Origin of the sequence: Gracilibacillus marinus, from assembly GCF_042651725.1 — a bacterium.
In the GTDB taxonomy this organism is placed as follows: Bacteria; Bacillota; Bacilli; order Bacillales; family Amphibacillaceae; genus Gracilibacillus; species Gracilibacillus marinus.
Window position 1 is genome coordinate 1,503,474 of the sequence record NZ_JBHSDV010000001.1, and the last position, 19,262, is coordinate 1,522,735.

The 19,262-nt window shown below is 33.5% G+C and carries 16 protein-coding genes, 1 riboswitch and 1 other annotated feature; of the genes, 12 read left to right on the forward strand and 4 right to left on the reverse strand.

Annotation, left to right across the window (positions count from 1 at the left end; genetic code table 11):
• Positions 1-11 precede the first annotated feature (11 nt).
• Positions 12-1,508, forward strand: coding sequence for a glutamate synthase small subunit (gene gltD, locus ACFOZ1_RS07055; RefSeq protein WP_390197595.1), 1,497 nt, complete (start codon positions 12-14; stop codon positions 1,506-1,508).
• A 395-nt stretch (positions 1,509-1,903) separates the two neighbouring features.
• Here gltD and ACFOZ1_RS07060 read toward each other — a convergent pair whose 3' ends face one another.
• Positions 1,904-2,635 carry a CBS domain-containing protein gene (locus ACFOZ1_RS07060; RefSeq protein WP_390197598.1) on the reverse strand — a complete coding sequence of 244 codons (732 nt, stop codon included), beginning with the start codon at positions 2,633-2,635 and terminating at the stop codon, positions 1,904-1,906.
• A 144-nt stretch (positions 2,636-2,779) separates the two neighbouring features.
• Here ACFOZ1_RS07060 and ACFOZ1_RS07065 point away from each other — a divergent pair, with 144 nt between their 5' ends.
• The 6 genes from ACFOZ1_RS07065 (at position 2,780) to cysK (ending at position 10,172) form a co-directional block, all read left to right on the forward strand.
• On the forward strand, positions 2,780-3,856 hold the full coding sequence (locus tag ACFOZ1_RS07065; RefSeq protein WP_390197601.1) for a branched-chain amino acid aminotransferase: 1,077 nt from the start codon (positions 2,780-2,782) through the stop codon (positions 3,854-3,856).
• Between the two features lie 48 nt (positions 3,857-3,904).
• Positions 3,905-4,112: a binding site (T-box leader), on the forward strand.
• 186 nt (positions 4,113-4,298) lie between these two features.
• Positions 4,299-5,426, forward strand: a complete 1,128-nt coding sequence (gene proB / locus ACFOZ1_RS07070) for a glutamate 5-kinase (RefSeq protein ID WP_390197603.1) — start codon at positions 4,299-4,301, stop codon at positions 5,424-5,426.
• A complete protein-coding gene (locus tag ACFOZ1_RS07075; protein ID WP_390197606.1) occupies positions 5,419-6,663 on the forward strand; it encodes a glutamate-5-semialdehyde dehydrogenase in 1,245 nt (414 codons plus the stop codon). Before proB ends, ACFOZ1_RS07075 begins: the two co-directional genes overlap by 8 nt.
• A gap of 70 nt (positions 6,664-6,733) precedes the next feature.
• Positions 6,734-7,657 carry a manganese-dependent inorganic pyrophosphatase gene (locus ACFOZ1_RS07080; RefSeq protein ID WP_390197609.1) on the forward strand — a complete coding sequence of 308 codons (924 nt, stop codon included), beginning with the start codon at positions 6,734-6,736 and terminating at the stop codon, positions 7,655-7,657.
• A gap of 159 nt (positions 7,658-7,816) precedes the next feature.
• The gene (gene ilvA, locus ACFOZ1_RS07085) at positions 7,817-9,076 is read left to right on the forward strand and encodes a threonine ammonia-lyase IlvA (protein ID WP_390197612.1); all 1,260 of its coding nucleotides are present in this window, start codon (positions 7,817-7,819) and stop codon (positions 9,074-9,076) included.
• A 181-nt stretch (positions 9,077-9,257) separates the two neighbouring features.
• On the forward strand, positions 9,258-10,172 hold the full coding sequence (gene cysK, locus ACFOZ1_RS07090) for a cysteine synthase A (RefSeq protein ID WP_390197614.1): 915 nt from the start codon (positions 9,258-9,260) through the stop codon (positions 10,170-10,172).
• Positions 10,173-10,266: 94 nt separating this feature from the next.
• On the opposite strand, the gene ACFOZ1_RS07095 is transcribed toward cysK, so the two are convergent.
• Positions 10,267-10,545, reverse strand: a complete 279-nt coding sequence (locus ACFOZ1_RS07095; protein ID WP_390197617.1) for a hypothetical protein — start codon at positions 10,543-10,545, stop codon at positions 10,267-10,269.
• 123 nt (positions 10,546-10,668) lie between these two features.
• Between ACFOZ1_RS07095 and ACFOZ1_RS07100 the strand changes: the two genes are divergently transcribed.
• Together ACFOZ1_RS07100 and ACFOZ1_RS07105 are read left to right on the forward strand one after the other, a co-directional pair.
• Positions 10,669-11,460, forward strand: coding sequence for an alpha/beta hydrolase (locus ACFOZ1_RS07100; protein WP_390197619.1), 792 nt, complete (start codon positions 10,669-10,671; stop codon positions 11,458-11,460).
• 1 nt (position 11,461) lies between these two features.
• Positions 11,462-11,599: a hypothetical protein gene (locus tag ACFOZ1_RS07105; RefSeq protein WP_390197622.1), complete on the forward strand. Its 138-nt coding sequence runs from the start codon at positions 11,462-11,464 to the stop codon at positions 11,597-11,599.
• On the opposite strand, the gene ACFOZ1_RS07110 is transcribed toward ACFOZ1_RS07105, so the two are convergent.
• Entirely contained in the window at positions 11,596-12,048 is a 453-nt protein-coding gene (locus ACFOZ1_RS07110) for a YaiI/YqxD family protein (RefSeq protein ID WP_390197625.1), read from the reverse strand. The two genes, ACFOZ1_RS07105 and ACFOZ1_RS07110, sit on opposite strands and share 4 nt — an antisense overlap.
• A 116-nt stretch (positions 12,049-12,164) precedes the next feature.
• Here ACFOZ1_RS07110 and ACFOZ1_RS07115 point away from each other — a divergent pair, with 116 nt between their 5' ends.
• Positions 12,165-13,322, forward strand: a complete 1,158-nt coding sequence (locus ACFOZ1_RS07115; RefSeq protein ID WP_390197628.1) for a M20 family metallopeptidase — start codon at positions 12,165-12,167, stop codon at positions 13,320-13,322.
• A gap of 257 nt (positions 13,323-13,579) precedes the next feature.
• Here the strand turns inward: ACFOZ1_RS07115 and dapA are convergent, their stop codons facing one another.
• Positions 13,580-14,470 (reverse strand): 4-hydroxy-tetrahydrodipicolinate synthase, encoded by an 891-nt coding sequence (gene dapA, locus ACFOZ1_RS07120; RefSeq protein WP_390197631.1) that lies wholly within the window; start codon positions 14,468-14,470, stop codon positions 13,580-13,582.
• A gap of 126 nt (positions 14,471-14,596) precedes the next feature.
• Positions 14,597-14,781, reverse strand: a riboswitch (Lysine riboswitch).
• A gap of 340 nt (positions 14,782-15,121) precedes the next feature.
• Between dapA and ACFOZ1_RS07125 the strand changes: the two genes are divergently transcribed.
• Complete coding sequence (locus ACFOZ1_RS07125) at positions 15,122-16,888, forward strand: methyl-accepting chemotaxis protein (RefSeq protein ID WP_390197633.1); 1,767 nt, start codon at positions 15,122-15,124, stop codon at positions 16,886-16,888.
• 158 nt (positions 16,889-17,046) lie between these two features.
• Positions 17,047-19,200: a diguanylate cyclase domain-containing protein gene (locus ACFOZ1_RS07130; protein ID WP_390197636.1), complete on the forward strand. Its 2,154-nt coding sequence runs from the start codon at positions 17,047-17,049 to the stop codon at positions 19,198-19,200.
• Positions 19,201-19,262 lie beyond the last annotated feature (62 nt).

A 19,262-nucleotide genomic window follows, 5' to 3' on the forward strand; every position in this document is an offset into this window, starting at 1 on the left:
GTTATCATATAATGGGAAAAGCTACAGGCTTTATGGAATACAAAAGAGAAACTGCAATAGAACGAAATCCTACAGAGAGAGTAAATGATTGGAATGAATATTCTGTTCCTTTTTCAGATGAAGTAGCAAAAACTCAAGCATCGCGCTGTATGGATTGTGGCACACCTTTTTGTCATATCGGAATGGACATCGAACATACAACTTCTGGTTGTCCTGTCTATAATTTAATACCTGAATGGAACGATTTAGTTTATAAAGGAAAATGGAAAGAAGCATTAGATAGATTATTATTAACGAACAATTTCCCTGAATTTACTGGAAGAGTATGTCCCGCTCCTTGCGAGGGATCATGTACATTGTCTATTCATGATCCTGCAGTAACGATTAAAAATATTGAACAAAAAATCATCGATAAAGGTTTTGAAGAAGGATGGATCACACCTAGAATTCCAAAAGAACGAACTGGTAAAAAGGTGGCGATTATCGGATCAGGTCCAGCCGGTCTCGCTGCAGCAGATCAACTGAATCAAGCGGGACATACTGTTGTTATTTACGAAAAGGCAGATCGCGCTGGCGGCTTACTAACGTATGGAATTCCAAATATGAAACTAGATAAAGCTGTCGTTGAGCGTAGAGTTAATCTATTAATAGAAGAAGGCATCACAATCCATCTCAATACAGAGGTTGGTGTTGATATATTATCAGCTGAAATAAAAAAAATGTACGATTCTGTAATTATTTGTACTGGTGCACAAAAAGCAAGAAAATTACCTTTAGAAGGTAGTGATGCGCTTGGCATTCACTATGCAATGGACTATTTAACAGATGCTACCAAAGATTTGCTGAATAATGATTTTCAACTCAATCCATATTTACATGCTAAAGGAAAAGATGTAATCGTAATTGGAGGGGGAGATACTGGTGCAGACTGTATCGCAACAGCTTTACGCCATGGCGCTAGAAGTATTATTCAATTTGGTAAGCACCCTCAATTACCAATCAAAAGAGAAAATAATAATTTATGGCCTCAATTTCCTAATGTGTTTAGTTTAGAATATGCACATAAAGAAGCTAAAGAGAAATTCGGTATAGATATACGCGAATATTCATTGTTAACAACTAAATTTGTAAAAGATGAAACAGGCAAAGTGAAAGAATTACACACCATTCAAATGGAGAAGAAAAGAGATGAAAATGGCATCTTTGTTTTTGAAGAAATAAAAGGAACGGAAAAAGTCTGGCCTGCACAATTAGTATTAATCGCAATTGGCTTTGAAGGCCCTGAACGTCAAATTTTAGATGCATTTGGCGTGAAAGCTGACAGAAATAAAGTTGCAGCGAAATATGGTGATTTTAGAACAAATGTCCCATCTGTTTTTGCTGCAGGTGATGCAAGAAGAGGTCAGAGTCTTATCGTCTGGGCAATCAATGAAGGTAGGGAAGTCGCACACCAAGTTGATCAACACTTAATGGGCGATTCAATGTTACCATCTGTTGTTAATATGTAAAAGAACAAGCCGTCTCTATTTTCTTTATAGTGTGCGGCTTGTTACATATTGTTGGATCGTCTAGCAGTAACGTTTCTTAACGCACGTTTATGCTTTTGCTTCATCTAGCTTAAACGTCCAGAAACTTGGTGACTTCGTATACCAAACTTTAATAAGTCATCATCGATTCGCAAGCTCACCGTGATTCCTTTATTTCGTTTGGTCTACTCCAGTCACTACGTTTCTTAACGCACGTTTATGCTTTTGCTTCATCTAGCTTAAACGTCCAGAAACTTGGTGACTTCGTATACCAAACTTTAATAAGTCATCATCGATTCGCAAGCTCACCGTGATTCCTTTATTTCGTTTGGTCTACTCCAGTCACTACGTTTCTTAACGCACGTTTATGCTTTTGCTCACGTATGATTTAGTAATGGGAAGGTACGTAGTTTTAATTTAATTAAATCCCATGAACTGATTAATCCGATTGGTAGACTGTTGGGTTTCCCGTTGTCTGTTATAATGATCGCTTCAAGCTTCTTTTTGTTTTCCATGTACTGTTGAAAAACAGATTGTGCATCAAAAATGGTTGCTTGTTTACTTATAAAGGCTACATTTGATTCTTTTTCAAAAGCAACTACCTCTTGAATTTGCGCTTGTTGGAAGTCATAAGAAAGGACATCTGCCGATTTTTCCGCAAACCATCTCAGCATTCCACCATCTGTTATTAACCCAATACAGTTATTGCTATCGTAAATTGGAAATTGGGAGAATGACTTACTGTTTATTACCTTAAGTACATGCATGACAGTTGTTGTCGTTTCAAAATATTCGACAGGTTTAGACGCATATTGAATTGCTAACGGTGGATTAGCCAAAATTTCTGCTATCTCAACTAATTCTTCCACAATATCATCATGGGGTTCCGCAATATAAAAGTTTTGTTTCACTTTTCTGTGAATCATTGCGTTTCTAAGTTTACTGCATTGCTTTAAAAGATCTGCATGTTTGTCAATTATAATATGCAAATCACTTGCTTTATCTAATACCTCTGTAAAGGATACGTGTGTATTGACGACATTTGCATATTGACACAACAATTCATGTATTCGATTAAAGGTTGTTTCAAAACGTTCAGAATTTCTCATAATCTTTACACCTTTCTCTTATATTCATAAATGTTTTAAAAATTTAAGCTTTTTAGGTTGTTTTTTAGTTAAGATTAGTAATAAAATATAAAATAGAAGTTTTTATATTTCATGTATACATATTTGTGTTAAGGAGTCTTAATAATGTCAGAATATACAATCACAGTAATTAAAAATGAAAATCCTAAATCTAAACCAGCTTCAGATGAACTGAAATTTGGTAAATATTTTACTGATCATATGTTCATACAAGATTACAACATGGAGAAAGGTTGGCATAATGCTCGAATCATACCATATCAACCAGTTGCATTAGATCCTGCTGCAATGATATTTCATTATGGTCAAACGGTTTTTGAAGGGCTAAAAGCATATCGAACGAAAGATAACGAAATTCAGTTATTCCGTCCTAATAAGAATATGGAACGATTGAATCGTTCGAATGACCGTATATGTATACCTCCTATAGATGAAGAATTTGCTATTAAAGCAATAAAGCATTTAGTAAAAATCGATAGCGATTGGATACCTGCAGCTGAAGGGACATCCTTATATATCCGTCCGTTTATTATTGCAACAGAACCTTATTTAGGTGTAAATCCATCCGCTACATATCAGTTTATTGTTATTTTGTCCCCTGTTGGTGCATATTATGAATCAGGAATTAATCCAGTTAAAATTGCTGTTGAAAACAACTATGTTCGAGCTGTAAAAGGTGGGACTGGAGAAGCGAAAACTGCAGGTAATTATGCTTCAAGTTTAAAAGCACAAGAAGTAGTAGCGAAAGAAGGCTATGCACAAGTGTTATGGCTTGATGGCTTAGAAAAGAAATATATTGAAGAAGTAGGAAGTATGAATGTTTTCTTCAAGATTGATGGTAAAGTCATTACACCTCAATTAAATGGAAGTATTCTTGAAGGTGTGACACGTAACTCTGTCATCGAAATGTTAAAACATTGGGATATTCCAGTTGTTGAAAGAAAAATTTCAATGCAGGAAATATATAATGCGTATGAAAGTGGTAAGTTAGAAGAAGCATTCGGTTCAGGTACTGCTGCTGTAATTTCTCCTATTGGAGAATTAGCATGGGGCGAGAAAAAGATTTATATCAATAATGGAGAGACAGGGGAGTTATCTCATAAATTATATGATACCCTAACTGGAATTCAATACGGAAAAGTAGAAGATCCATTTGGATGGATAGTAAAAGTAAGTAATTAAAGCTTGAGTAGCTTACCAATATCAAGTATAATAACTGTATCGAATAACATCCAAGCGTTGAATAGAAATAGTAATTAATAGATGGTGTTAGAGAGCAAAATCCGAGGCTGAAAGGTTTTGTCACCCGCTATATTAATGAACCTACTCTATGAGCTGTTAACTAATACTTAACCGTAACTCTGCGTTAAAGAGTAAAGTGGATAATGAATGCATTATCAATACAAGGTGGTACCGCGGAACTCTTTTCGTCCTTTTAATAGGATGGAGAGGGTTTTTTCTATTCATACGTTTCATTTAAGAATGTTAAATGTAATTTATCCATGGGGTAACAAAAAGCAGAACTTATCTGAATATTTAGATAGCATAGGCAATGTTTACATGAGATGAGTTAAAAGATTGGATGTATTCATTATTACGGAAATATTGTAAAGGCGTGGGTAGAATGGCAAAACAGCGAATCGTTGTGAAAATTGGAAGTAGTTCATTAACAAATAAACAAGGCGGACTTGATTTATTGAAGCTTAATGAACATACTAGTGCTATCGCTGCATTAAAAAAACTGAATTATGAAGTGATTTTAATTTCATCAGGTGCAGTCTCTGCAGGTTTTTACGATTTGGGATATCCGTCAAGACCAGTTACTGTCGCAGGAAAACAAGCAGCAGCAGCTGTAGGACAAGGATTACTCATTCAAGCATATACAGACGCATTTAGAAAATATGGAATGGTTGCAGCTCAATTATTACTTACAAAAGATGTTTTCACAAATGAAGTGCAATATAGCAATGTGTATGCAACATTAACGGAATTATTAAAAAGAGACATTATTCCTATCATCAATGAGAATGATACTGTTGCAATTGATGAATTAACTTTTGGAGATAATGATATGCTATCTGCATTAGTTAGTGGGTTGGTACACGCTGACTTTCTGATCATGTTAACAGACATCAATGGATTATATAATAAAAATCCAAAGAAAGATCCGACAGCAATAAAATATCATAAATTAGATGTCTTAACAGATGAGATATTAAATCAAACAAAGCATGAATCAGGCTCGAAATTTGGAACGGGTGGAATGAAATCCAAATTACTAGCAGCAAACATGGCACTCTCCCTAGGTGTACGTGTATTTGTTGGATCTGGTAGCGGTGAGAATAAATTAATTGATATTATGCACGAAAAAGGTGACGGAACATATATTGGAAACCAAAATTCAAATAGTTTCCATAAGCATAAACAATGGATTGCCTTTCATTCTAATATTTCAGGACAAATCTTTGTAGATAAAGGTGCATTCGAGGCATTAATGTATCAAGGGAAAAGCCTTTTACCAGCAGGAATTGATGAAATTAAAGGTACTTTCGTTTGTGGAGATGTCGTAGAAATAGTATATGGGAATAGCGTAATTGCAAAAGGACAAGTGAATTATTCTTCAGAGGATTTAACAAAATTAAAAGGTGAGTCAAGTAAATTATTGATGGAACAAACAGATAGCAAGAAACCTGAAGTAATCCATCGTGATAAATTAGTGATATCTATGAAGGAGGCATATAATTATGAGTGATTTATTAAACAAAGCACAATTAGTCAAAAATACTACTACTTTGCTTGCAACAAAGACAACAACTCAAAAAAATGATGCATTATTATTGTTATCAGATGAATTATGTCATCAAAAAGATTTTATCATGAAAGAAAATACACGAGACATTGATAAGGCAAGAAAGAATGGAATACATGAGTCTTTAATTGATCGATTAATTTTAAATAGTGAACGAATTGATGATATGGCAGATGCACTTGTACAATTAACAAAATTAGATGATCCAATTGGAGATGTATTAGAAGAGTGGACAAGACCAAATGGATTGAAAATTAAAAAAACACGAGTACCAATTGGTGTTGTTGGAATGATTTATGAGGCGAGACCAAATGTGACAATTGATGCAGCAAGCTTATGTTTAAAAACAGGTAACGCCGTTTTATTAAGGGGAAGTTCTTCTGCTATTCATTCTAATACAGCTCTTGTTGAAGTCATTCATCAAGCATTAAATAAATCTGAGTTACCTGCTGACGCCGTTCAACTAGTGGAAGATACAAGTCGTCAAACAGCAGCGGAAATGTTTAAGTTAAATGCATATCTAGATGTGCTTATTCCTAGAGGCGGTAAAAATTTAATTGATACAGTAGTTGCAAATTCATCCGTACCAGTTTTGGAGACTGGAGCAGGGAATTGTCATTTATATATTGATGAAACAGGAAATAAAGAGATGGCAATTGAAATAGCGATTAATGCAAAAACGCAACGACCATCTGTTTGTAATGCTATCGAGACAATTCTAGTAAATAAAAATTGGGCTACTAATCATTTAAGAGAGTTAGTAACCAATTTAAAAGAAGCGAATGTCTTAATTCATGGGGATGAAATAGTAAAAGCTGTAGATGACTCTGTTATTTTGGCAACAGACAAAGATTACGAAACAGAATACTTAGACAATATTGTCGCTATGAAAATTGTAGATTCTGTTGATGAAGCAATTGATCATATCAACAAATACGGGACAAATCATTCAGAATCCATTATCTCTGAAAATAATGAGAATGTTTTATCATTTATGAATGGTGTCGATGCTGCTGCTGTGTATCATAATGCTTCTACAAGATTTACAGATGGCTTCGAATTTGGCTTTGGTGCTGAAATCGGAATAAGTACTCAAAAATTACATGCAAGAGGACCAATGGGACTAGAAGCATTAACGTCAACTAAGTATTTATTATTTGGAAACGGACAAATAAAGTAATCTATTTTTCTTTTTAGTGAAATCTTGTATAATAAAGCAGAAAATACTAAATAAAAAGGAGTAATTCATAATGGGACAAATTTTAGTTTTTGGACACAAAAATCCTGATACAGATACAATCTGTTCTGCTATCGCATATGCTGAGTTAAAAAAAGCATTAGGTATCGATGCAGAGGCAGTTCGTTTAGGTGAAGTAAATAATGAGACTCAATATGCTTTAGACTATTTCAAAGTTGATGCACCACGTATGGTTGAAAATGTAGCTGATGAAGTTGACCAAGTTATACTTGTAGATCACAATGAAAAACAACAAAGCGCAAGTGATATCGATCTGGTACAAGTATTAGAAGTAATCGATCATCACCGTATTGCAAATTTCGAAACTAAAGACCCTGTTTATTATCGAGCGGAACCAGTTGGTTGTACTGCAACGATTCTATTAAAACTATTTAAAGAAAATAATGTAACAATAACAAAAGAAATCGCTGGTTTGATGGTTTCTGCAATTATTTCTGATTCATTATTATTCAAATCACCAACATGTACAGAACAAGATGTACAAGCAGCAAAAGAACTTGCATCTATTGCAGAGATAGACGTTGACCAATATGGACTCAACATGTTAAAAGCAGGAGCAGACTTAAGTGATAAAACTCCGCAACAATTAATTACACTGGATGCGAAAGAATTTGATATGAATGGATATAAAGTAGAGATAGCTCAAGTAAATACTGTTGATATAAATGATGTACTTTCTTTACGTAGTGATATCGAAAAAGCCATTGAAAAAACAGTTTCAGACAAAGGACTAGAATTATTTGTGTTCGTCATTACTGACATATTAAACAATGATTCTGTTGTATTAGCAATAGGTGAAGCAGAAGAGAAAGTAGCTCAAGCATTTAATGTGACGCTTGAAAACAAGACAGCTTTATTAAAAGGTGTTGTTTCAAGGAAGAAACAAGTTGTTCCAAATCTCCAAGCCACTTTTTAAAGGTAAATATAGGAATTATATTTTATCCGAACTACTATTCGTGTCATTGTAGTTCGGATATTCTCTTATTTTAGAATGAAACAAAGTAAAAAATATTTTCTAATTTATAAGTTTATGCTAGTATTAATCTAACAATTGAAGTAGGAAGGGTTCGTTATAATGAGTACAAAAGTTAATCCAATCCAAGTAAGAGATATTATTATAGCAAATCAAGTATTGAAAGATGTCGTTGTGAAAACACCGTTACAATTAGATCCAATATTATCTGAAAAGTATGAATGTAATGTCTATTTAAAAAGAGAAGATTTACAAGTTGTGCGTTCGTTTAAAATTAGAGGGGCGTATAATTTAATGCAAGGACTTACGAAAGAAGAACTTGCTAATGGCGTTGTATGTGCGAGTGCAGGTAATCACGCGCAAGGAGTTGCATATTCATGTAAAGCATTAGGTGTAAAAGGTGTGATTTTTATGCCAAGTACGACACCAAGACAGAAAGTGAACAGAGTAGAATTCTTCGGTGGACCTTTTGTAGAAATTCGTTTAGTTGGTGATACATACGATGATTCCTATGATCAAGCAATGATATATTGCAATGAACATAATGCTTCATTTATTCACCCTTTTAATGATACACGAACAATTACAGGACAAGGAACTGTTGGCTTAGAAATACTCGATGCAATGGAAGAACAAATTTCTCATGTCTTTATGGCAGTTGGTGGAGGCGGATTGATTTCCGGCGTAGGTTCTTATATTAATAGTATTAGTCCAGATACTAAAATTATCGGTGTAGAGCCTGAAGGTGCAGCGTCAATGAAAGAAGCACTCAAACAAGGTAATGTAGTCAAATTAGATAAAATAGACAAATTTGTTGATGGTGCAAGTGTAAAACAAGTTGGGAATATTTCCTTCGACATAGCCAAGCAATTTATTGATGATATTGTTACAGTGCCTGAAGGTAAATTATGTACAACCCTTCTTGATTTATATAATGAAAATGCAATTGTAGCAGAACCTGCTGGTGCTTTGTCCATTTCCGCATTGGATTTCTACAAAGACCAGATTAAAGGAAAAAATATTGTATGTATTATCAGTGGGGGAAATAATGATATTGATCGTATGCAAGAATTTAAAGAGCGATCATTAATATATGAAGGATATAAACATTATTTTATTGTGAACTTCCCTCAACGTGCAGGAGCACTTAGAGAATTTATGGATGAAGTATTAGGTGAGAATGACGATATCACTAGGTTTGAATATACAAAAAAAAATAACCGTGATAAAGGCCCTGTTCTAGTCGGTGTAGAATTACAACATTCCGAAGATTATCCTAAACTAATTAACCGTATGGAGAAAAAAGGGTTCACATATATTGAAATCAATAAAGATGAACAATTATTTCAACTATTGATTTAAAAAGAGAAGAAGAAGGATTTTATTCCTACTTCTTCTTTATTTTTTGTAAGATTCATACGTATTTATTCCTTTAAGGTAATTTATACGAAAGGAAATAAAAATAATTACAAAAAATTGATCGTCTTACTTGGATTTATAGAAGATTAATTGATATGATAAAGAAGCAAGGAAGGTGAATGGAATGAAAGTATATCAAAATATGACGGAATTAATCGGAAACACACCGCTCGTTAAATTAAATAAAATCGTACCTGCAAACGCAGCAGAAGTTTATGTGAAATTGGAAATGTTCAATCCATCAAAAAGTGTAAAAGATCGAGCTGCATATAATATGATTGTAGAAGCGGAGAAGAGCGGTATATTGAAAAAAGGTGCTACGATTATTGAACCAACTAGTGGAAACACAGGTATTGGTTTAGCAATGAATGCAGCCGCAAAAGGGTATAACGCAATATTGGTGATGCCTGATAACATGACCCAAGAACGCATTAATATTTTGAAAGCATATGGTGCAAAAGTAGTACTAACACCTAGTAATGAAAAAATGCCTGGTGCGATTAAAAAAGCGAAAGAATTGGTTAAAGAAATACCGAATAGTTATATGCCACAACAGTTTGAAAATAGTGCAAATCCAGATATTCATCGAACGACTACTGCATTAGAAATTATCGAGCAAACAAACGGTGAATTAGACGGGTTTGTCGCAACAGCTGGCACTGGTGGTACGATTACAGGTACCGGAGAAACCCTTAAAGAAAAATTACCTCATTTACACATCGCAGTTGTAGAACCTAAAGGCTCACCTGTTTTATCAGGAGGTGTGCCAGGTAAACACAAACTAGTTGGCACAAGTCCTGGGTTTGTTCCTGAAATATTAAATACATCTATTTATGATGAAATTATCCAAGTAAGTGACGATGAAGCAATTGACACATTTAAAAAACTAGCAAAAGAGGAAGGAATTTTTGCTGGACCTTCAGCAGGTGCGGCAGTTTTCGCTTCTATACAAATCGCAAAAAAACTTGGTCAAGGGAAAAAAGTGGTTTGTATTGCTCCAGATACCGGTGAACGATACTTAAGTATGCACCTTTTTTAATTGTTTGTTTCTACTGAGTTAGAACAAGATTCCCATATACAAAAAGTTATATGGGAATCTTGAGTTATCTACAAAGTAAGATAGAGGAATAATTTTAATATGGCCCGAAACCTGGACCGAATGGTGGGCGAGGTGGATAAAATGGTTTTGGCCCTGGCCCGTAATACGGTGGATAAGGCCCATAATACGGTGGATATGGTCCATAGTATGGATACGGTGGACGAGGTGGTCCATCAACTAATTCACCACCTAAAAATCCTAACCCAAACCCTAACAATCCTGCTCCTAATGGTCCAATTGGTCCGAAAAAACGTTGATCATGATTTTCAAATGGTGGATTATAATAATGTTGTTGATTAGTATTTGGTAGCAATTGAATTCTCCTTTCAAGCATATGTTTCACTGTTACCTGATAGTAGCCTATGCGCTAGTTACCTATCTGTAAGGGTAAATACCCAATTATCGTAATTTTTTTTTGATGGAGGAATGGATGTGTATGAGAATAGTGACAAAGGATGAAATCAATTGGGAAAATGATTCCTTACATGAAGCGTGTCCAAGTATTACTCCATTATTGGTTAAAGATGACATAAATGCTCCATTAGTAATTGTCATTCCAGGCGGCGGTTATCATCATCGGGCATATCATGAAGGGCTTCCTGTAGCTAAATGGTTAAATGATAATGGTTATCACGCAGTACTATTAAGGTACTCAGTAGCTCCCATTCACAAACAAGAAGTGATTAATGATGGACAAACAGCGATTAGAACTGTAAGATACTATTTAAACGAATGGGGAATTTCTCCAAGTAAAATAGGAGTACTAGGGTTTTCGGCTGGAGGACACTTAGCTGCTATGATTAGCAATATCTTTGATGAAGGAGATTCTAAATCAGATAATCCAATTCTACATTTCTCCTCAAGGCCCGATTTTCAAATTCTATGCTACCCAGTTATATCTATGGGCGAAATAACGCATAAAGGAAGTAGAGAGAACTTAATCGGAAGAAATCCAGATGAAAATATAATAAGAAAGTATTCCGCGGAGTTACAAGTATCTAGAAAAACCCCTCCCGCATTTATTTGGACAACAGCAAATGATGCTTCTGTATCTATGTTAAATAGTTTATATTATGCTGAGGCCTTATATAAACATCAAATACCTTGCAACCTGCACGTATTTCAAGATGGTAAGCATGGGTTAGGGTTGGCAGAAGATCATGCACACACATATTTGTGGAAACATACATGTGTGGAATGGTTACATACTTATATTAGAGGTGACTAAATTGGTTAAAGTAAAAATGTTAGTACAATCAACTTATAATGGACAATTACTAAGAGAAGGAAAAGTATATGATATAGCAAAAGAAACTGCCGAGAGATGGCAATTAAGTAAAATTGCTGAGATTGTCCAAGAAGACTAGTCTTGTTTACTCGCTTCACATAACTTGCGTAGATTCTTCGCAAAATGTTCTTTTTGTTCTGCTTTTAATTTTTTAGGCCCTTTAGTGCGTAAACCTGCTTTTCTTGCTTGTGCACTAAAGTGTCTATCTTCTAACATTTGGTCTATTTTGTCTTTCGAATAAATAAAACCTACATGATGAATGACTTGACAACCTTTTTCTAATGCTAGTGCAGCTAATCCATAATCTTGGGTAACAATGATATCATTTGCGCTAGACAAACCTACAATTTTGTAATCAGCAGCATCATGGCCTGGATCTACATAACTGACTTCTACATGATCTGGATATTCAACTAGTGAGAAATGACTATAACTTTTGACTAATAGAACTTTTATTTCATATAATTTTGCTACTGCTATCGTATGATCAACAACTGGACAAGCATCTGCATCAACGATTATCTTCATAAAAAAACACCTTTCCTATTCTTAATTAATACATCCATATTATCAATTTATATAGCTTTCTAACATAAAATATAGTATGATTTTCTTATTATGCATAGAAAGCAAGGGAACTAGCGATGAACGAGTATTTGAAACAACAAAAGAATAATATGTTACAATTACTAGAAAAATTAGTCAATATTGATAGTTGCTCCAATGATAGAGATGGTGTAAACCAAATTGGAGACATAATGACAACTCATTTTACTAAACTAGGTCTACAAATAAATAGATATAAAAATGAATTGTATGGAGACCACTTAAAATTCCACTCACGCACAGCTAAAGCGAGTCCAAGTATATTAATTATAGCACATATGGATACAGTCTTCGAAAAAGGTACAGCAGCAAATAGACCGTTTCGAATCGATGATGATAAGAAACGTGCTTATGGGCCTGGTGTAATTGACATGAAATCAAGCTTGGTGTCTGTGTATTATGCGATGAAAGCATTAAAAGAATGCAATAGCGATGCATTTCATGAAGTTGAAATTTTACTGACAAGTGATGAAGAAGTTGGCTCACTTACTTCTAGAGCTATAATTGAAGAAACTGCAATTACAAAAAAATTTGTGTTAGTTATGGAGCCAGCACGCAAAAATGGTGCAATCGTTTCTGCGCGAAGAGGAAAGGGGCACTTCACTTTAGAGGTGATTGGAAAAGCTGCACATTCTGGGATAGAGCCAGAACGTGGAAGAAGTGCAATTGAAGAATTAGCACACAAAATCATCCAATTACATGAATTAACAGATGAAGAAGCAGGTATACATGTAAATGTAGGGTTAATAGAAGGTGGCACATCTGTTAATACGATTTCAGATCATGCACAAGCAGAAATAGATGTAAGGTTTAAAAACCAAGAACAAGGAAAAGTAATTGAAAGGCAAATTAAACAAATTTCATCACACTCAGAAGTGGATGGTACAAAAATTGTGATTGATGGTGAAATAAATAGGCCTCCGATGGAAAAAACAGACCAAACAGAAAGACTGTTACGCATTATTAAAAAGGTAGGAGACGATTTACAACTATCCATTATAGACACAGAAACGGGTGGAGGTTCAGATGCTTCTTTTCCAGCGGCATTAGGTATTCCTACTGTAGACGGCTTAGGTCCTGTTGGTGGTAATGCGCATAGAGAAGATGAATATTTAGAATTAGATTCTTTTATACCACGCACACTATTACTTGCGCATGTGATAGAAAAATTAGTTTTTAAAATGAAAAAAATATAACGTTTATTCCTTATAAAAATAGTGGAAGGTTGACATATAAACATGTCAACCTTCTTTTTTTAGTGCCCAGAAACTAGGCGACTTCATTAACCGCCCTACGGCATAGAAGACTTACCGAATGTGAATACATGAGGTTTAGTCGCACTTGTACTGGTGAGTATAAGTCATCATCGATTCGCAAGCTCATCGTGATTCCTTTAACTCAGTTGGTTTATTCCAGTCGCTACGTTTCTATACGGGCACTTCCACTTTTATTTTTACCCGACATTATATGTTTGTTTCACTTTGTATAACTCTTCTTTTAAGACTTTTTCTTCTGTTTCTGTTAATGGTACTAAAGGTAATCTTACTGAACCTGTATCTATTCCTACATAATTTAATGCAGCTTTTACTGGTGTAGGATTTGGTGCAATAAATAATGATTGCATCAATGGAAGTAAGTCTTGATGTTGATAGGCAGCGTCTACTACATTTCCAGATAAAAATTGGAATATCATTTGTTGCATTTCTTTTCCTATAATATGACTTGCTACAGAAACTACGCCTGCACCACCTATAGCTAATATAGGTAATGTAAGACTGTCATCTCCACTATATAGAGAAAAATTACTTGGAGTTTCTCTAATAATCTTAGTCATTGCATCTAGATTACCACTTGCTTCTTTTACACAGACAATATTGTTTATTTTTGCTAATTCAATAATCGTTTCGGGAAGCATGTTTACACCAGTTCTGCCCGGAATATTGTAGAGCATAATAGGTAACTTAGTTGCTTCAGCAATTGTTTTGAAATGCTCATAAATCCCTCTTTGAGATGGCTTGTTATAATACGGACATACTAACATAATAGCATCCACACCGAATGATTCGACTTGTTTTGTTAATTCTAACGAAGCGTATGTGTTGTTAGAACCCGTTCCAGCTATAATTGGAACACGTTTATTGACAACTTTAACGACGTATTGTATAAGTTGAAGTTTTTCTTCATGTGTCAGAGTAGGAGATTCGCCTGTTGTTCCATTGACCACAATTGCTTCCGTACCATTAGCTAATAAATATTCTACTAATTTTTCTGTTTTTTCATAATCAATTTGACCTGTTTCATTAAATGGTGTCACCATCGCTGTAATAAGACGTCCAAAATTCATTATTTTCACCTCTCGAAATATGTTGTTGTTTGCATTTTCGTCAAAAGGACTTTACTCATTTAAATAAAAAATACCACAATGAGAGATCTCATTGTGGCATCACATGTAAATAGTATTTAGACAGATGCGTGAGATAGCCCTCCATATAGATTGATTTGTCTATATGACAGCCCCACATTTATTTAATGTAGGACCAGTATGAATATATGATGCGGTATATTCATACTTCGGCAAATCCCCCTTTCGATAGTTTTCATAAGACACATCTCTTCAAACTATGTACTAATGGTCATTGCACCTCTATACTCACTTCAATAAATTATTGAAGTAATATAAAATTCATTTTTAATTTTTGTTAATTTTCATCATATCAGAAACATTCTATGATTGCAATGAAATACAACAAATTCTTCGATAAACTTATATGTACGAACAAATTTGAGAATATGAGAAAAAACACATACAATTATTACAATCTTTTCTATTTTAATATTGAAATATGTTCGTACATGTATTATGATGTAATATATAGTTATTTTATACTATGTCATATTAAGTTGATTACAAATAATCTATATAAAAACCATACAAGGAGTGAAATTAGAACTACAAATAATATGACTAAAGGATACATACGTGGGGGATAGTGTGATGAAAATAAAAAATAAGATAGGAAATAAGTGGAGAAAGAAGAGGACACCTTTTAAAATTCCTAAAATGGATGTTTTCAACAAATTTAGTATAGGTAAAAAGATAGCCTTATCATTCTTTGTTGTTATTGCAGTATTTGTGTTATCAATGGTGTATACGTTATCTTTAATAGGGAATATTGGCAAAAACATTGATAATTTAGAAACAAAAAGTGATCTAGCATTAGAAATCTCCGAATTGAGCACATTAACGGAATCAATGGGATTAAGAGTTGCTAATTATGTTCATTATTCTACACAGTCTTTTGTTGATGAATACAATGATAGAAAGCAACAGTTTGATAGTTTATCTGAAAAGATTCATAAGAGCCTTGAAGAAGAGGAAGAGAAAGAATTATTTACACAAGTATTAACAAATACAGAATCTATTCATACGATTTTTACTAATGATATCATACCAGCAGTAGAAGCGAATAACTTTGTTGAAGCAAAGAGAAGTGCGCAAACATTAAATAATATGCAATTAGAAACAGTAGTTGTATTAGAAGTACTAGTGGATATTATTAATGAAAATAGAGTTACATCTGTTAAAGATGCTAGTGATTCACAAAGTCAGACATATATTACAATGGCTATATCTGCAACTATTTCTATCATAATTAGTTTGCTTGCTGTTTTATTTATTAGCAAAAATATTACTACAAATTTAAATAAAGTCGTTACATATTCTAATCAAATTGCAAATGGACAATTAAATGCTGAAAACATTGAATATAAAGGAAATGATGAAATTAAGAAATTAATTACATCCATCAATGTGATGCGTGAAAATTTAAGAGAAATGATTAAGAGCATTGTATCGATTTCGAATGTTGTTAACACACAAAGTGAAATTCTGACAAGTAGCGCTAATGAGGTACATTTAGGTGCAGAGCAAGTTTCCGTAACAATGGAAGAGTTAGCTACTGGTTCAGATAATCAAGCAAATTACTTAAGTGATCTAACAGAAGAAATGCAAAAATTTAGTGTGAAGGTAACGAAAACAAATGAAAGTGCTGAATCAATTGAATCCTCTTCGGATCAAGCGGCAACACTCATATCAGATGGAAAAACATTAATGCAACATTCTATAAAGCAAATGGGTAGAATCGATCAAATTGTTACAGATGCTGTGAAGAAAATGAAAGTACTAGACAATAAATCAAATGAAATAACTAAGCTCATTTCTGTTATCAAAGACATTGCAGATCAAACGAATTTACTTGCACTTAACGCAACTATTGAAGCAGCAAGAGCAGGAGAACATGGTAAAGGATTCGCTGTTGTAGCTGACGAAGTGAGGAAATTAGCTGAACAAGTAGGTGTCTCAGTAAAAGATATTACATCTATTGTTAATAGTATTCAAGAAGAAACGACTATTGTATCTGATTCTTTGGTAGGTGGATATGAAGAAGTGAAAGAAGGTACTGCCCAAATCGAAGAAACAGGTCAAACATTTGAACAAATTAATCATTCTGTACATCAAGTTGTAGACAATATCCAAACTATTGCACTAAATTTAGGAGAAATAACTTCTAGTAGTCAGGAAATGAATGCATCGCTTCAAGAAATCGCATCTATAGCTGAGGAATCTGCAGCTGGAATTGAAGAAACAAGTGCTACTTCTGAAGAGACTAGTCAATCTATGAATCAAATGTTGACAAATATTAAAGAATTAAGCGAACTTTCTACTGAACTACATCAATTAGTTCAAAAATTTGAATTATAACTACCTAAAGAACACTCATTCTGAATAAAATGAGTGTTCTTTTATGAATACAGAAATTTTTGCGAAACTCTTCTATCAAAAACACTAAATTTTTGATGTATTTGATTGATAAATATAGTAAAATTAACCTATGAATAATTCTGAGTGGAGGTGGGCCAATGACAGAAAGAATAATAGGGTTTCTCACACCGATGCTAGATGGGGCATACTTTGGTCAAATATTAAAGAGTATACGAGAAACTGCAAAAGAACAAAATGTAAAGTTACTTGTAATTGGCACAAATGCAGAAAATTATCAAACACCTTATGGAATTGATTTTGTAGATGGTTGGATTGTACTAATGGATGCTGTAGATCAACGATACATAGATAAACTAAAGAAAAGAAATAAGCCAGTGATAGGTATAAATACAATGTTACAGTGTGATAATTATGTACATGTAGATAATGAAGATGCAATAGAGACAATGCTTGAACATCTTATCAAGCATCACTATACAAACTTTGCATATATTGGAGACTATGTCTTTTTTGACGCCAAAAAAAGGTATTATGCCTTCCAACATTATTTAAATCAAAAGGGCTTATTAAAAGAACCTTATTTTTTCGATTCTATCACGAATAGCCCTAGTTATATTGTAGATCAGATATTACATAGTGATATTCATTATGATGCACTTATTTGTGTAAACGATTTCGTTGCTTATAATATTATAAGAGAATTGAAAAAAAGAGATGTGCGTGTTCCTGAACAAATTGCGGTTGTTGGTTTTGATAATTCATACGCCACAAGATTTACCCAACCAATGCTTACAACAGTGAATCTACCTGTTAACGTAATAGGAAAAGAAGCGACATTACTCACATTAAACGAGATGGAAGGAAAAAAGTCCTCTCCAGCTATGATTACAACTCAAATAGTTTTAAGACATAGCTGTGGATGTGAGTATAACGAGTTCTCAATGGAAGATAAAGACCCTTCAGATACGTTTGATTATTTGACGAATTTAGTTTCAAGAAATTTTAATTTAGGTAATATTATGCAATCTTATTTATATAAAGATTTAATTGAGATGAAGTGGCTATTGCATACACCTTATAGAAAAGGATTCATTTTATTAAATGAAGAGAATCATTTCAATTGGAAAATGTATTATTTTAATGTTGAACAAATCGGTAAAGAAGAATTTGATTGGATTGCTAATATTGAAAAAAAACAATTCCCTACCAAAGAACAACTTTTGAATAAAGAAATTTTCCAAGATGAGAATACGATGGTAATCATACCAATCATTCTGGATGAAATAGAAATTGGGACTTTAGGTTTTGTCGGTGTGGATGATGAGACAAGCATGATCACGCCACTAAATACAACATATCAATTAGGTAATTTTTTTGCTTCTGCACTCAAAAGAGCAAGAATGGATCAAGATTTAAAAGCATATTCTCATAAATTAGAGTTAATTTCTACTATTATTTATGATGGAATATGGGAATTAGATCTTACAACAGATAAAGTAACAAGTACAGGTGGCATTCATAAAATTTTAGGATATACAAATACAGATGCAGAAATTAGTTTTTACAAATTAGTCCATTTGATTCACAAAGATGACATAGGTATTTTTTATCAATCTTATCGGAATGGTTTGGAAACAGGCGATGTATTTGATATCGAATGTCGCATGAGACATGTAGAAGGTCATTACCTTTGGATGTTTATTACAGGTCAACCTGAATCTAATCTATTTGGGGAAATGACAAAAGTAATAGGGTCAATTATGGATATTAGTGAAAAGAAAACACAAGAGAATCAAATTCAAGAATTAATCTATAAAGATTCTTTAACACAAATACACAATAGATTATATTTCAATGAGCAATTAAACAAGTTATTAAAAGTAATAAAAGAAGAACAAAAAAAGTTAGCACTAATTATGTTTGATTTAGATCAATTCAAATCAATTAATGACACGTTTGGTCACACAAAAGGTGACGAAATATTGTTAGAAGTCGCTGTAAGAGTGAGTGATTTATGTGTCAATCATGAAGTATTTTGTAGATTGGGTGGAGATGAATTTGTCATCATCATGCCTGATATAAATACAATAGATGATGTGATTACTTTTTCAGAACAAATTAGAAAAGTAATTGAAATGCCTTTTTTTGAACACTTTTTCATTTCTACAAGTATAGGCATTAGTCTGTATCCGAACGATGCGATTTGTGAAGAATCATTGACCATCCATGCAGACAAAGCGATGTATCAATCCAAAAAGAATGGAGGAAATCAAATTTCTGTGTATTCTTAAAAAACTATTGACAAGTTGGTATATTTTGATATAGTTAACTCGAAATAATAATTAAATAATGT